A 14,288-nucleotide genomic window follows, 5' to 3' on the forward strand; every position below is an offset into this window, starting at 1 on the left:
CGGCCGCTGGAGAGCCGAGCGTGACCGGTCGGATCCCGGCCGCTGAAGAGCCGGGGTGACCGGTCGGGCCCCGGCCCCCTGAAAGCCGCGCGCGACCGACCGGGCGGCCCCGGCCGATGGAGGGCTGACACCGCCGGTCGGGACCCCGCACCTCCTACGGAGCGGTCGGCAGGCCGTACGCGTCCGCGATCAGGGCGTAGCTGCGCAGCCGCGCCTCGCCGCCATGCGCGTTGGCGGTGATCATCAGCTCGTCGGCGCCGGTCCGCTCGGCCAGGTCGTCGAGGCCGCCGCGGACCTCGTCCGCGGTGCCGTGGATCACGTTGGCGAGCCACCCGTCGACGAACTCCCGCTCCATCGGCGAGAAGTCGTACGCCGCGGCCTCCTCGGGGCTCGGGATCAGCCCCGGGCGGCCGGTGCGCAGCCGGACCATGGACAGGGCCCCGGTCAGGACCTGGCGGCGGGCCTCGCGTTCGTCGTCGGCGGCCAGCGCCGAGACCCCGATGGCGGCGTACGGGGCGTCCAGCACGGCGGAGGGCCGGAAGGACTCGCGGTACAGGTCGAGCGCGGGGATGGTGTTCTGCGCGGAGAAGTGGTGCGCGAAGGCGAACGGCAGCCCCAGCGTGCCGGCCAGCCGCGCGCTGAAGCCGGAGGAGCCCAGCAGCCAGACGGGCGGTCGGTGCGCGGACTGCACACCGCCGGGGGCGGTCGCCTGGACCGGGCCCGGCACGGCGTGGATACGGGCGTAGGGGTGGCCGTCGGGGAAGTCGTCGTCCAGGAACCGGATCAGCTCCATGAGCTGCTGCGGAAAGTCGTCCGCGCCCTCGTTGAGCCGCTCGCTGCGCCGCAGGGCCGCCGCCGTCGCGCCGTCCGTGCCGGGGGCCCGGCCGAGCCCGAGGTCGACCCGGCCCGGGGCCATCGCCTCCAGGGTGCCGAACTGCTCGGCGATCACCAGCGGTGCGTGGTTGGGCAGCATCACCCCGCCGGAGCCGAGGCGGATGCGCTCGGTGTGGGCGGCGATGTGCGCCAGGATCACGGCCGGGGAGGACGAGGCGACCCCGGGCATGGAGTGGTGCTCGGCGACCCAGAAGCGGTGGAAGCCGCGGCTCTCGGTGAGCTTCGCGATGTCCACGCTGGTGCGCAGGGCCTGCGTCGCGGTGCGGCCCTGCCCGACGGTGACCAGATCGAGGACGGACAGCGGAACGGCGGCCGTTCCGGCTGCGGCGCCCCGGATCCCGTCGGCGTCGGACGGGCCGCCGCTCGCGCCTGCGGTCGCGTCACCACTCGTGTCGCTGCGGGTCTCGTCGCCTCGGATCTCGTCCACGTGTCGGCCTCTCCCGGTGCTGCTGTCGTACGGCTGCGTATCGGAGGAGTACAACAGGAGGATGACTCCGCTTATTCCCGCACCTCACCCCGGGCACCGGGGCGGCTCCCGTACCCCGGATTCCTGACGGCCCTACGACCGGGCGCCGCGTTTACTCCCGCACCTCGATGCCCTTCGGCTCAAGCGACCTGAGCACCGGCTCACGGGTGGCGAACAGGGTGCCGAGCAAGGGGGCCCACGTCCGGCGGTCGGTGAGGCGCAGCCCCTCCCACACCGTTACCTGGTTCGCCGTGAGCACGGGCTTGCCGAGCAGTTCCTCCAGCTCCGGGACGTACGCGGCGGTGTGCAGGGAGGTGTCCGGGATCAGCACCACCTCGGCGTCCGGGTGGTCGGCCTCCCGTGCCAGTCCCTTCACCCGCTCCGGGACCCAGGCCCCGGCCTCGGCCGAGGACGCGGCCCCGCCGGACGCCGCGGCCACCACCTCGACGCCCGCCGACGCCAGGAAATCCGCGAAGAGCCCGGTGACGTCCTCGGGGTAGGGAGCGGCGACGGCGACCCGGCCGGCGCCCAGCTCCCGCAGCGCGTGGACGAAGCCGATCGAGGTACTGGACGCGGGCAGGCCCGCGCTGCGGGCGAGGGTGGCGACCTGCGCGTGGGCGCCCTCCCAGCCCTGCCCGAAGCTGCCGGCGCTGGAGGCCCACAGCAGCGCCTCGGCCCCGGCGAGACGCAGTTCCTCGACGCCCTCGGCGATCCGGGCGGGGGCACCCTGATCGCGCAGCGCGTCGGCACGGTAGGCGCCCTCCGCCTCCTCCCCCGTCCCGGTGGAGAACAGGGGCAGCCGGATGTCGGTGTCGAGCAGGATCTCGGTCCGTGGGTAGTCGTCCTCGGCGGCGTGGCCCGGGTAGAGAAGTCCTACGGTCGTCATGTCCACCCTTCCCGTACGTCGACGGGCTCGCCGCACTGTGCGGCGGCCCCGCCAGGGGGTCGCTGCGGGCCCCTCCGGACGCTCCGGCGGCCGTGTCCGCGCGACCCGGTCTCTCGTGCCCCGACGTCTTCCCAGTATTCCCCCGGGCGAGCACCGGGGCGCGCGGCCGGGCCTCGTTGACGGCGGGGGAGCCTGCTGCGAGCGTGGGCGGATCCCGTACGTCCGTTCCGTCACGGAGGGCCGACCAGCGATGCCGGATCCCGTCCTGCTCGTCCTCGACGCCACGCCCTCCCCGCGGCTCGGCCGGCTGACCGGCCGGGTGGACGTGCGGCACGCGGACGCCTCCTCGCTCGCCGGGCTGCTCCCGGCCGCCGACGTCCTGCTCGTGTGGGACCTCGCGTCCGACGCGGTGCGGAGGGCCTGGCCCGGTCCGGGGGCGCGGCCGCGCTGGGTGCACACGGCGAGCGCGGGAGTGGACCGGGTCCTCTGCCGGGAGCTGGTCGCGTCGGACACCGTCCTCACCAACGCGCGGGGCGTCTTCGAGCGGCCGGTCGCGGAGTGCGTGGCGGGTCTGGTGCTGGCCTTCGCCACGGATCTCCCCGGCGTCCTGGAGTGCCGGCGGCAGCGGCGCCCGCACGCGCGGGAGGGACAGCGGGTCGCCGGTTCGCGGGCGCTGGTCGTGGGCGCGGGACCGATCGGCCGGGAGATCACCCGGCTGCTGCACGGCCTGGGGCTCACGGTGGCTCTGGTGGGGCGGACGGCCCGGCGCACGATCCACGGGGTGGCGGATCTGGACCGGCTGGCCGCGCGGGCGGACTGGGTGATCGCGGCGGTCCCGCTCACGGAGTCGACGCGCGGGATGTTCGACAGCCGGTTCTTCGGGCTGCTCCAGCCGTCGGCGCGGTTCGTCGGTGCGGGGCGCACGGCGACGGTGGTCGAGGCCGACCTGGTGGACGCCCTGGACCGCCGCTGGCTCGCGGGGGCGGCGCTCAGCACCTTCCAGGAGGAGACACCGGCCCCCGGGAGCCCCTTGTGGGAGGCCCCGGGACTCGTCCTGACACCGGCCCTGGGCGGGAACACCGCGGGCTGGCGGGACCGGCTGGGCGAGCGTTTCGTGGCGATGTACGAACTGTGGTCGCGTGGACTGCCCTTGCCGAACACCGTCGACAAGGCCCTCGGTCACGTGCCGTCGACCGACCTCCCCGAGGGCGGCCGCGCACACTGACGCGCGCACGGAAGGCCCGGCTCCTCACTGACTGGCCGTCATGAACCCTTCGCCATCGGCGAACACACCCCGCACACTCCCGGTCGCGCTCCGCCGCCTTGGGGCACGGGAAGGTCACCCTCCGGCCACTGTTGGGTTACATGCCTCCGGCTTCCTGCATAGACGTACGGGATCGGGCAGGGGGTCACTCTGTCCGGACTGTTCGACCTCCAGGAGATTGCGAACCATGGCTGAATTCCCGAACCTGTCCCGCCGGGGTTTCCTCAACGGATCGGCGGCCGTGGGCGGCCTCCTCGTCGTTCCCGGCCTCCTCACCGCGTGCAGCAAGACCGACTCCGGCTCCGCGACCGGCGAGGGCGCCCTGGACAAGCTCCGCAAGCAGGGCTTCGTCAGGGTGGCGTACGCGAACGAGGCCCCGTACGGGTACCTGGAGGGCGAGGAGCTCAAGGGCGAGGCCCCGACGCTGCACCGGGAGATCTTCAAGGCGCTAGGGGTGGACGAGCTGAAGCCGACGCTCTCCGAGTGGGACGGGCTGATCCCCGGACTCCAGGCCGGGAAGTACGACGTGGTCAGCGCGGGCATGGCCATCACCCCGGAGCGCTGCGGCAACGCGATCTTCTCCGAGCCGGAGTTCATCTCGCCGACCGCGCTGATGGTGAGGAAGGGCAACCCGAAGAAGATCACCGACCTGGCCTCAGCGAAGGAGGCGGGAATCACCGTCGGCGTGATGTCGGGTGCGGTCGAAGGCAGTTACGCCAAGGGCGCCGGCATCGCCGAGGACAGGATCAAGACGCTGCAGAAGCCGCAGGACGGAGCCGACGCCGTCAAGGGCGGCCGGGTCGACGCCTTCCTGCTCACCGGTATCTCGCTCCGCTGGCTGGCGAAGACCAACCCGGACACCGAGGTCACCGAGGCGTTCGTGCCCCAGCTGGACGGCAAGGAGCAGTTCTCCCCCGGCGGCGCGGTGTTCCGCAAGGGCAACGAGGATCTGCGGGACTCCTTCAACCGCGAGCTGAAGAAGATCGTGTCGGACCGCTCCCGCTATGTGCAGCTGCTGGAGCCGTACGGGTTCGGGGAGACGGAGATCCCGCCCGCCGACCTGAAGACCGCGGATCTGTGCAAGGGCTGACGGGGCGGACGCGCACGCATGAGTGACTTCTTCTCCCTCCTCGCCGAGGAGTTCCCCCGGGTCCGCTCGGGTCTGTGGGTGACGCTCCAGGCCACGGTCCTGGGCGCGCTGCTGGCCGGGGTGCTGGCCTTCGCGCTCGGGCTGATGGCGGGCAGCCGGCTGCTCCTGGCCCGGGGGGTCTCCCGGGTGGTCGTGGAGTTCTTCCGCGGCACCTCGCTCTACATCCAGCTGTTCTGGCTCTACTACGCGATGCCGCTGCTGACCGGCTACGAACTGACCCCGATCGTCTGCGGCGTGGTCGCGTTCGGCCTCAACTTCGGCGCCTACGGGGCGGAAGTGGTCCGGGGCGCGATCAACTCCGTGCCGCGCGGGCAGTACGAGGCGGCGATCGCGCTCAACCTGAGTCCGTCCAGGCGGCTGTGGAAGGTGATCCTGCCGCAGGCCTGGGTGCAGATGATCCCGAGCTTCACCAACCTGCTGATCCAGTTGCTGAAGGCGACGCCGCTGCTGTGGCTGATCTCCGCCGCCGATCTGATGACGGTGATCCAGCAGCTGCGCGACCGTACCGGTGAGACCCTCACCGCCTATCTGACCCTGTTGGCCGCCTACTTCGTCCTGGCGTACGCGCTGACGATGCTGATGAATCTGCTGGAGCGGAGCGCCAAGCGGCGGCTCGGCCTGGACACCGGCGCGAAGAGCCTGTTCAAGAGCCGCAGCGCGTCCACGACCGCCGTGGGAGGTACCCGGTGAACGGCTTCGACTGGAACGCCGTCGGGGACTCCCTGCCCCTCCTCCTGGAGGGGTTCAAGGTCACCCTGCTCGCCACGGTGCTCGGCACCCTGGTGGCGGCCGTGCTGGGACTGGTCGTCGCGATGGCCGGGCGCGCGCCCAGCAGGTTCGTGACGGTCCCGGTGCGGCTCGTCACGGAGTTCGTCCGCTCCACCCCCCTGCTGGTCCAACTGGTGGGGGCGGCCGCCCTGTTCAACACGGTGGAGCCGCTGTACATCGGCATCACCGTGCTGGGCGTCCACTACGCCGCGTACACCTCCGAGGTCTACCGGGCCGGGATCGACGGTGTGCCGAAGGGCCAGTGGGAGGCGTGCCGCGCGCTGTCGCTGTCGCCCCGGCGCACCTGGCAGGCCGTGATCCTGCCGCAGGCGGTGCGCAACGTGCTGCCCGCGCTGGGGAACTACGCGATCTCGATGTTCAAGGAGACGCCGTTCCTCGCCGTGATCACGGTGCAGGAGATGGTCTTCGAGGCCCGGAAGTACGGGGCCGAACAGTTCGCGTACACCGAGGTGTTCACCCTCGCCGGCCTGATCTTCCTGGTCGCGAGCTACCCCACGTCGCTGTTGATGAGAAAGCTGGAGAAGCGCCTTGGCCACTGAACCCCTCCCCCTGAAGAAGACGGAGTCGCCGGGGCCGGCCGCAGCTCCTGAGGACGCCGCCCCGGCCGCCGCGCGCACGGGCACACCGCTGGTGCGGTTCGACAAGGTGGTGAAGCGCTACGGCGACCATGTGGTCCTGGACGAGCTGGACTTCACCGTGGACCGCGGTGAGCACGTCACCCTGATCGGGCCCAGCGGCTCGGGCAAGACCACGATCCTGCGGCTGCTGATGACGCTGGAGAAGGTCAGCGACGGGGTGATCTGGGTCGACGGCTCCCCGCTGACCCACGTCCGCGCCCCGGACGGTTCGCTGAAGCCCGCGGGCGAGAAGCAGCTGCGCGAGTCCCGGAAGAAGATCGGGATGGTCTTCCAGCAGTTCAACCTCTTCCCGAACATGAAGGTGATCGAGAACATCACCGAGGCCCCGGTCAGCGTGCTCGGCAAGAGCCGCGAGGAGGCCGAGGCGCGGGCCCGGGAGCTGCTGGACCTGGTCGGCCTCTCCGCCAAGGTCGACGCCCATCCCTCGCAGCTCTCCGGCGGCCAGCAGCAGCGGGTCGCCATCGCCCGCGCGCTGGCCATGGAGCCGGAGATCCTGCTCCTGGACGAGGTGACGTCGGCGCTCGACCCGGAGCTGGTGGCGGGCGTGCTGGAGCTGCTGGGGGACATCGCCCGGAACACCGACATCACCATGCTCTGCGTGACCCACGAGATGAACTTCGCCCGGGACGTCTCGGAGAAGGTGCTGATGTTCGACGCGGGACGGGTCGTGGAGGCCGGATCCCCGGAGAAAATCTTCTCCGATCCGTCACACGAACGTACGCGCGAGTTCCTCAACGCGGTGCTGTGACCTCGCGGTTGAGACCCCGCTCATGACACTGGCATATGCCAGACGGGTGCGCCCCAGTTGACAGCTCCGGGGCGCGCCCATTGGCTCGGCAACTGCCGCCCCGTACGGGGGTTTCGGCGGCTATCGTGGGGCGAAAGCTTGCGGTCACAACCTGGTAGGGGGCACCGTGGCATTGAAGCCCGAGCCGACCGCGCCGTTCCACTCGGTGCAGTACGCCCTGCGCGTGCTGGAGACGGTTTCCCGGCACGGCAGCGGCGTGACCGATGCCCGGATCTCCCGCGAGACGGGGCTGCCCACCGGCCACCTCGCCTCCCTGCTCCTCACCCTGCGCCGCGAGGGTTACGTGGAGCAGATCAGCGACGGGGCGTACGTCATCGGCGCCTCGCTGCTGCTGCTCGGCTCCGGGGCGGCCCGCCGCCAGGCCCTGGAGGACCGCCTCCAGCACGTCCTGACCGAGCTGCGCGACTCCGTCGGCGCGGCGGTCTATCTCAGCCGGTACGTCGACGGCGAGGTCAGCGTGACGCAGGTCGCGGACGGGCCGCTGACACCGGCCGTCAACGAGTGGGTGGACTTCCGCTCCTCCGCGCACGCCAGCGCGGTCGGCAAGTGCCTGCTGTCCCAGCTCGACCACGACGGACGGCGCGACCACATCTCCCGGCACCGGACGGCCCGGCTCACCTCCCGGACGATCACCGACGAGAAGGTCCTCTTCTCCCAGCTGGACGCCCAGTCCGCCACGGTTCCGGTGCTGGATCTCCAGGAGTACGCGGTGGGCACCGTCTGCGCGGCCGTGCCGCTGACGGCCGGCTCCGCCGCGGGCTGTCTCGCCCTGTCGCTGCCGATCGAGGACGCGCACCGGCTGCGGGCGGCGGCCGACACCCTCAGCCGCCGGGCGGCGCCGATCCTGCTGTCGCTGGCGCTGTAGCGGCCAGGGGCCGGTGTGCGCCGTAGCGGCCGGGGCCCGGTGCTCACGGGCGGCAGCGTCACCGCCGACTCACGGGCGGTAGCGTCACCGCCATGTACGCACCGATTCCCGCGCTGAACCTCCTCAAGGAGTTCGAGGACGGCGTCGACGACTACTTCGCGCCCGGCTTCGAGCTGATCGCCTTCGGCGACGACGACGGTGGCTACCCGCTGCTCTCCGACCGGATCCGCCCCTTCGCCCAGGCCACCGGCTCCGGCTCCACGTACGCGATCTGGCTGCTGGACGACCGCGCCGACCTCGCCACGCTGCCCGTGCTCCTCCTGGGGGACGAGGGAGGCGTCCATGTCGTCGCCCGTGATCTGCCCGAGCTGCTGCGCGTCCTCGCCTCCGGCTGGTCCCCGATGTGCGGCTGGGACCACGTGGACTACTACGACGAGCGCGAGGAGGAGGGCGGGGACGAGGAGGGCGGATACGACCCCTGCCCACGGAACCCCGCGTTCCGGGCCTGGCTGCGCGAGCACTTCGGCCTGGAGGCAGCCGAGGACCCGAACGCGGTCGTCCGTGCGGCCGGGGCCGAGCTGGGCAACGCCTTCGCCGCCTGGATCGGCCCGCTGGTCCCGGACGCGGTCGCCGCCCGCGGGACGGCGTAGGGGCGCGGCACGGCGGCCTCTTCCGGGGCTCGGAAGGCGGGGCGACGAGGGGTGTCATCAGCACTCATCCGGACCGGGTATTATTTTCGAGTCAGCAGGCGCCGTTAGCTCAGTTGGTTAGAGCAGCTGACTCTTAATCAGCGGGTCCGGGGTTCGAGTCCCTGACGGCGCACGACACCCAGTGGGCGGTCTCCTTCACGGAGGCCGCCCATTGTGCTTTCCTCCCCGCCTTCTCCGCGCTTCCCCCTGCTTTCTCCCTGGTCAGAGCGGTCTGCCGAGCTCGGAGCAGCGGGCGAGCGGGGACTCCCGGCCCTCGGGCGTCGAGCGGCGCGGGGCAGAAGCGGGGGCGCAGCGCTGTCGCTGCTCCGGCGGCCGGGGCGGGGAACCGGTCGGCGAGGACCGCGTCGCCGTGGAACATCGGCATGCAGATGCGGGGGACGTCGTCCGGCCGTACGCCGGAGTGTCCGGCGAGGGACGCGCCGGCCCCCGCGGGCCGGCCCTGGACGCGGATCGCGGCCTTGGGCGCGCGCCGGTGGAGCCGGAGGTGAAGCAGAGGAGCATGCGGCCGTCGGCGCCGACCGGGGCGACGACGGCGTCGCCGGGCCGGGCGCCCGCCCAGGGGGCGAGCAGGGCGGCGTACGCCTCGGTGTCGGTGACCAGGACCCGTGCCCCCGGCAGCTTCGGGCCGTCGAGGAGCGGCAGGCGGGGCGCGCTCGGTGATCAGGACCCGGCTTCGGTGTGCAGGATGTCGCGGGCCGGCTCGGGGCCGCGCCGGGTCGGGCTGATCCCCGCGACGGCGGCCCCGGCCAGGGCCGCCGTGCTGAGCCACAGCGGGAACTCGGGGGTGTTGTCGAGCAGTATGCCGAGGTGCGGCTCACCGCCTCGCGGAAGAAGGTCCGCGAGGGGCGCCGCCCGTGCGGCGGCGCCCTCGACCACCTGGTGATGACTGAGCACGGTGGGGCCGTGCTTCAGGGCGGGCCGGTGGTCACCCCATTGACGTCGTACGAGCTCCGCGACGGTGCCGGTACCTCTCATGGCGCCGCACGATAACTGAAGGAGCGTCAGAACTTGACGTCGGAGCAGGCGTAGAACGCGTTGGGGGTGTCCGCGACGTTCCAGACGGCGAGAATGATGTGCTTGCCGTTCTTCTGCGTGGGGATCGTGCCCTGGTGGGTCAGGGTGGACGGCGGCTGCTTGTTGCCGTACGGCACGGTCATGAAGGGCTGCGATTCGAGAGCGGCCCGGGTGAGCGGCTTGGTGGAGTCCCAGCCGTCCTTGGTGATGTAGTAGCGGAAGTCGCTGGTGGAGTGGCGGGCGGTGAACTGCCAGCGGAAGCTGTAGCCCTGTCCTCCGGTGACCTGGGTGGCGGGCCAGTTGCCGCCACGCGGGTCGTCGAGCTGGGCGAACTGCCCGTTGCCGCCGGCGCAGATCTTGCCGTCCGCCGGTCCTGCCGCCGGGAAGCCCTTGAGCCCCTCGACGCTCTGCGGCTCCCACTGGATGTTGCCGCAGCCGGTCACCGTCTTGTTGGCACAGAGTTTCTGACGGCTGATCGGGGAGTCCGTGTAGCCGTGGCTGCTGGCGCTCGTGGTCGCGAGCACCGAGACGCCCGCTATCGCCAGACCGATCACGGCCGCGCTTGCCTTTTTCCGCATGGGCTGTCGCTCCTCTAGAACGTGGGGGAGGTTCCATGAGCATTGCTCGACTACTGCGCGCTTGGTGCGTGGTGCTGTGCATGCGAGGTACTGCGGTCTAGACCAAGTCTTAGATTATTGACGCCACGTGAACATGTCCAGACCAATGAGGGGTCATATTCCAGCGGGCCGGAGACTGCCCCTGTCCGCCGCCGCATCCCTCTCCGACCTCGCCCGGCACCCCCCGAGCAGCTCAGGCCCCGTCTCCTCCCCCGCTGCGACCGGTATAGAAGGCGACGGTCAAGTCCTTGACGAGCGCCTTGCGTTCGTAGTCGTCGAGGTCGACGATGCCGCGCGTGGTGAGCCGGTTGACGGTGTCGTCGACCGCGTCCACCACGGACGTGAGCACGCTGTCCCGGTGTTTCGAGTCGATCGCGGCGATCCGCCGCCGCTGCATCGCCGCCGCGACCTCGGGGGCGTACTCGATGCCGGTCGGCTGCGCCGAGTACACCTCGACGCCCACGGGTTCGCAGTCCGCCTTCAGCATCCGGGTCAGGGCGTCGCCGACCGCCTCCGCGTCGCGCAGGCTCGGGGCGTCCTCGTGGAACGCGTCGGCGGGCAGCTGCGAGAGGACCCGGGCCATCGCGGCCTCCACCTGTGCGCTCAGATACGCCTCGTGGTCCTCGATGCCGAGGACCGCCCGGACCGTGTCCTCGATCCGCCACACCACGAGGACGACCACGCGCAACGCGGTGCCGTTCGCGTCGACGGCGGGCAGCGGCTCGCTGCGCCAGTGCCGCAGCCGTACGTCGACGCGGCGGCGCAGCAGGAGGGGCGAGACCCAGACGAGGCCGGTGCGCCGGACGCTGCCCCGGTAGTCGCCGAAGAGCGTCAGCACCCACGCGTACCCGACCCGGCCCCGGCCGAGGCCGCCGAGCGCGAGGAGCACCACGGTGGCGAGGACGGCGAGCAGGGCCCAGGCGCCGAAGCCGATCCCGAGGTCGGCCCGGGGGGCGAGACCGACGGCCGTCTGCCAGGCGGCGGGCAGCGCGCCGCGCCACCACAGGACGGCCAGTCCGCCGGCGATTCCGGCCGCGCCGACGAGGAGGGCGGCGGAGCCGGGCAGGGCGGGGCCGGGCCGTTCGGCGAGGCGGGGGTCGGCGACCGGGGCGGGCCGGGTCGACGGCTGGACCCGCGTCCGCGACGAACGCGGCACGGGGGGCCGCCGGGTGGCGGGCGAGCGGTCCCCGGTGGGGGGGCGGCGGACGACGGCCGCGGGCAGCGCCGCCGCGGCGCCCGGCTCGGCCGGCTCGTGGTCGTCGCGGAAGAGGAGGTGTACGGGGATGGAGGCGGTGGTCTCGTTGGCGATGACGGAGTGGCGGCGGCCGGGGTACGAGGGCGTCGCCGCGGCGGGTCCGGTGGTCGCGGCGGCGGCCGGGGACGCGGGCACGGGAAGGGATACGGGCACGGAGAACGTGGCGGAGGCGGCCCGGTCGCCGGAGGCCAGGTCCAGGACGAGGTCCAGCTCGGTGTCGGGCCCGGGGTCGTCCACGGGTCCCCTGGCCGCGGCGCCCTGGGTCCCGCGTCCGGGCGGCGCCTTCCGGGTGGGACTCTTCCCGCCCTCGGGCTCAGCTCCGTAGGAGGGGTGCGGGGTCCACTCCGCCGAGGTTTCCGTCCGCAACCGCCGGACGGGCTTGAGGTGCAGGTTCCCGTCGAGCGGCACGGGGCGCACGGGGGCGGAACGGTCACCGACAGGACCACCGGACGTGGCGCGGTCACCGACAGGACCGCCGGACGTGGGGCGGCCGCCGACAGCACCGCCGGAAGCGGGGCAGTCACCGACAGGACCGCCGGACGTGGGGCGGCCGTCGGGAGCGGCGGCCGGGGCCGGCCCCTGCGTCCGGCCGTCCGGGGACGGGCCGAGGTGCAGGCTCGTGTCCGGGGGCTCCGGGGCTCCGGTCCGGGGGGTGGCGGGCGGGACGCTGCCGACGTCCGGTGGCGCGGAGCCCCGGCCCGCACCACCGAACAGGGGCGGCGCGGGCTCGACGCCCGGCCGGTGCGGAGGCTCACCGTCCGGCGGGAGGGCCTCGTCGACGGCCGGACCGAAGAGCGGGGGCGGGGAGCCCTCGCCCGGTGAGGCGAAGAGGGACGGCGGGAGTTGGTCGTCCAGGGGGTGGGGGGTGAGGCTGGTCCGGGGAGTCTGGTCGTCGTTGGGGGTCACCGGTTACCGCTTCCTTTCCGTCACGTCCGTCACGCGAAGAGCCGGCGCCAGGTCTCCGGCCCCGGATAGCCGTCGGCCGCCCCGCCACGCCAGCCCTGGGCCCGCTGGAACGCCTCGACGTTGCGGCGGTCGGCCTCGGTCCAGCGCGGGTCGGGGCCCGACACGTAGTGCTTGCCGTATCCCTTCTTCACCAACTGTTCGCCGAGCCGGTCGACATGGCTGTTGGACTGACCCGGCTTGAAATAGCCGCGCCCGGGGAACGCGACGGCTGTATGCGGGCTGCCGCCCGCATCGGCGGCCGGAATGCTCCGCCCGCCGACGGTGGCCAGCAGGCGCCAGGTGTCCGGGCCCGGGAGGCCGTCCGCCTCCCTGCCCTGCCAGCCCTGCGCCCGCTGGAACGCCTGGGTCGCCCGCCGGTCGGCCGCGCTCCACACGGGCCCGGGGCCGACCGCGTAGAAACGCCTGCCGCCCCGCTCGACCAGCATCCGCCCGAGCCGGGTCACGTACTCGTTGTCGGTGCCGGGGCCGAACCGGTCGGCCCCGGGGAAGGCGGTGGACGATCCGGAACCGGGCGATCCACCCGTGACCCCCTTGTACCGGTACGCCACGTAGCGGTCGGAGTTGTTCCAGTACGCCAGGGGCGTCGACTGCTTCCGCGTCCGCGGGCGCGCCTGCTCGTAGGCGACGTAATGGGTGCGCGTGGCGTCGGTCCAGCCGCCGAAGATCGTGACGTGCGAGCCCTGGGAGGGGTCGGCCGGGTTGTGGAAGAGGAGGATGTCGCCGGGCTGGAGGTCGGCTCGGGCGATCCGGGTCCCGTAGGCGGCGAGGCTGCCGGTCCACTCGTTGCTGCCGAGGTTCCAGGCCATCGAGACATAGCCCGAGCAGTCCTGGCGGTAGCCGTCCGACCAGTACTTCTCCATGCTGTACGGGACCTTCGCACCCACCCACCGCCTGGCCCGGTCGATGATCTCGGCCCGCGTCGTCTTCGGTGCGGCCGATCCGGCGGACGGCGGGCCCGAGGCGCCGGCGCCCCGCAGCGGGCCCTTCTCACCCTGCGGGGTCGACGGTTCGGGATCGGCTCCCCCGTCGGCGCGCGGGGGCCCGGGGGCCTGCCCGGCCGCGGCCGCACCCGCGGCTCCGCAGGAGAGCACCACCCCGGCGGCCGTGGCCAGCACCAGGGCGCGGCGCGCGCCGTGCGCGGCGGGGTGGCCACCACGCCGCACCGGCAGGGCCCTCGCGGCGGAGCGCCGCCGCACGGCGCACCCCGCGCATCCGCAGTCGACAGCGGGTTCGTACTCCTCGAAGACCGGCACACTCATGCGATTCCCCTCCGCACTCGTCATTCGTCAAGATCTTTTGGCGCAGCCGCAACGGGCGTCAGTGTCTCAACTCTCCTGACATATCGCATTTTGACGGAACAAAGGAAAAAAACGACTATCTAACGGGGCGTGGCGGCCGGTAAATGGTTCGGAGCACGCCTGGGAGTCGGGTAGAGTTCTCCAGGTCAGCAGGCGCCGTTAGCTCAGTTGGTTAGAGCAGCTGACTCTTAATCAGCGGGTCCGGGGTTCGAGTCCCTGACGGCGCACGCACAGTCAAGGCCCTCTCACGCTCAGTGAGGGGGCTTTGATCATTCCCCGTCCGACATCCGGCGACACCCGACGGCCGCGCGCACGCACAGCTACGCGCCGAACTCCGGACCGTCGCGGAGCGGTGACGGAGCGGCGGCAGAGAGGGTGCGAGCGCCGGTCTCCACTTCGTCACACCCTCTCCACAAGGTGCGGTCAAATCGTGCGTATGGCTGACAAACAGAACGTTTCATCCTTGCGATCCCGTTCGGTCTCGGACAATCTGTCTGAAGACCGTCAGGTCCAAAGCGGCTGCTGATCCGTACAGTTGGCGCAGCAGACTGTGACGTTCCGGTTGCCTGCGCCGCGGGGTGGGGTCCCGCTCGAGGGCTGACGCCGAGGGGGCATCATGCAACCGGAAGGCCGCTGATCCATGTCTGTGGGGACGTGGTCCGCCACCG

Annotated in this window: 12 protein-coding genes, 2 tRNA genes and 1 pseudogene; 9 read left to right on the top strand and 6 right to left on the bottom strand. The window is 72.3% G+C overall.

Features of this window, described 5'->3' with window-relative positions; translation table 11 throughout:
* Nucleotides 1-154: 154 nt before the first annotated feature.
* Both ACH4RG_RS16490 and ACH4RG_RS16495 read right to left on the bottom strand, forming a co-directional pair.
* Nucleotides 155-1,321, bottom strand: a complete 1,167-nt coding sequence (locus ACH4RG_RS16490; RefSeq protein ID WP_397917033.1) for an LLM class flavin-dependent oxidoreductase — start codon at nucleotides 1,319-1,321, stop codon at nucleotides 155-157.
* Nucleotides 1,322-1,472: 151 nt separating this feature from the next.
* Entirely contained in the window at nucleotides 1,473-2,246 is a 774-nt protein-coding gene (locus tag ACH4RG_RS16495) for a decarboxylase (protein ID WP_398539713.1), read from the bottom strand.
* Between the two features lie 250 nt (nucleotides 2,247-2,496).
* Here ACH4RG_RS16495 and ACH4RG_RS16500 point away from each other — a divergent pair, with 250 nt between their 5' ends.
* The 8 genes from ACH4RG_RS16500 (at nucleotide 2,497) to ACH4RG_RS16535 (ending at nucleotide 8,582) form a co-directional block, all read left to right on the top strand.
* Nucleotides 2,497-3,471: a D-2-hydroxyacid dehydrogenase gene (locus ACH4RG_RS16500; protein WP_397927976.1), complete on the top strand. Its 975-nt coding sequence runs from the start codon at nucleotides 2,497-2,499 to the stop codon at nucleotides 3,469-3,471.
* Between the two features lie 226 nt (nucleotides 3,472-3,697).
* Nucleotides 3,698-4,600 (top strand): ectoine/hydroxyectoine ABC transporter substrate-binding protein EhuB, encoded by a 903-nt coding sequence (gene ehuB / locus ACH4RG_RS16505; RefSeq protein WP_397917036.1) that lies wholly within the window; start codon nucleotides 3,698-3,700, stop codon nucleotides 4,598-4,600.
* A gap of 18 nt (nucleotides 4,601-4,618) precedes the next feature.
* A complete protein-coding gene (gene ehuC, locus ACH4RG_RS16510; protein WP_397917037.1) occupies nucleotides 4,619-5,350 on the top strand; it encodes an ectoine/hydroxyectoine ABC transporter permease subunit EhuC in 732 nt (243 codons plus the stop codon).
* Entirely contained in the window at nucleotides 5,347-5,988 is a 642-nt protein-coding gene (ehuD, locus tag ACH4RG_RS16515) for an ectoine/hydroxyectoine ABC transporter permease subunit EhuD (protein ID WP_397917038.1), read from the top strand. Before ehuC ends, ehuD begins: the two co-directional genes overlap by 4 nt.
* A complete protein-coding gene (gene ehuA / locus ACH4RG_RS16520; protein WP_397917039.1) occupies nucleotides 5,978-6,835 on the top strand; it encodes an ectoine/hydroxyectoine ABC transporter ATP-binding protein EhuA in 858 nt (285 codons plus the stop codon). The genes ehuD and ehuA overlap by 11 nt, the downstream gene beginning before the upstream one ends.
* A 166-nt stretch (nucleotides 6,836-7,001) precedes the next feature.
* Complete coding sequence (locus tag ACH4RG_RS16525; protein ID WP_397917040.1) at nucleotides 7,002-7,760, top strand: IclR family transcriptional regulator; 759 nt, start codon at nucleotides 7,002-7,004, stop codon at nucleotides 7,758-7,760.
* Nucleotides 7,761-7,852: 92 nt separating this feature from the next.
* A complete protein-coding gene (locus ACH4RG_RS16530; RefSeq protein ID WP_397917041.1) occupies nucleotides 7,853-8,410 on the top strand; it encodes a hypothetical protein in 558 nt (185 codons plus the stop codon).
* A 98-nt stretch (nucleotides 8,411-8,508) separates the two neighbouring features.
* Nucleotides 8,509-8,582 (top strand) — tRNA-Lys (locus ACH4RG_RS16535).
* Nucleotides 8,583-8,747: 165 nt separating this feature from the next.
* Here the strand turns inward: ACH4RG_RS16535 and ACH4RG_RS16540 are convergent.
* From ACH4RG_RS16540 to ACH4RG_RS16555, 4 genes and pseudogenes are all read right to left on the bottom strand, one after another.
* A pseudogene (locus tag ACH4RG_RS16540) lies at nucleotides 8,748-9,445 on the bottom strand (AMP-binding protein); the annotation flags it as partial.
* Between the two features lie 26 nt (nucleotides 9,446-9,471).
* Complete coding sequence (locus ACH4RG_RS16545) at nucleotides 9,472-10,062, bottom strand: lytic polysaccharide monooxygenase (protein ID WP_397917042.1); 591 nt, start codon at nucleotides 10,060-10,062, stop codon at nucleotides 9,472-9,474.
* Between the two features lie 232 nt (nucleotides 10,063-10,294).
* A complete protein-coding gene (locus ACH4RG_RS16550; protein ID WP_398539714.1) occupies nucleotides 10,295-12,262 on the bottom strand; it encodes an SPFH domain-containing protein in 1,968 nt (655 codons plus the stop codon).
* Between the two features lie 29 nt (nucleotides 12,263-12,291).
* Complete coding sequence (locus ACH4RG_RS16555) at nucleotides 12,292-13,581, bottom strand: peptidoglycan-binding protein (RefSeq protein WP_397917044.1); 1,290 nt, start codon at nucleotides 13,579-13,581, stop codon at nucleotides 12,292-12,294.
* Nucleotides 13,582-13,773: 192 nt separating this feature from the next.
* On the opposite strand from ACH4RG_RS16555, the gene ACH4RG_RS16560 reads away from it, so the two are divergent.
* A tRNA-Lys gene (locus tag ACH4RG_RS16560) sits at nucleotides 13,774-13,847 on the top strand.
* The last annotated feature ends 441 nt before the right edge of the window (nucleotides 13,848-14,288 follow it).

The sequence above is a fragment of the Streptomyces sp. NPDC021019 genome (assembly GCF_044333295.1).
In the GTDB taxonomy this organism is placed as follows: Bacteria; Actinomycetota; Actinomycetes; order Streptomycetales; family Streptomycetaceae; genus Streptomyces.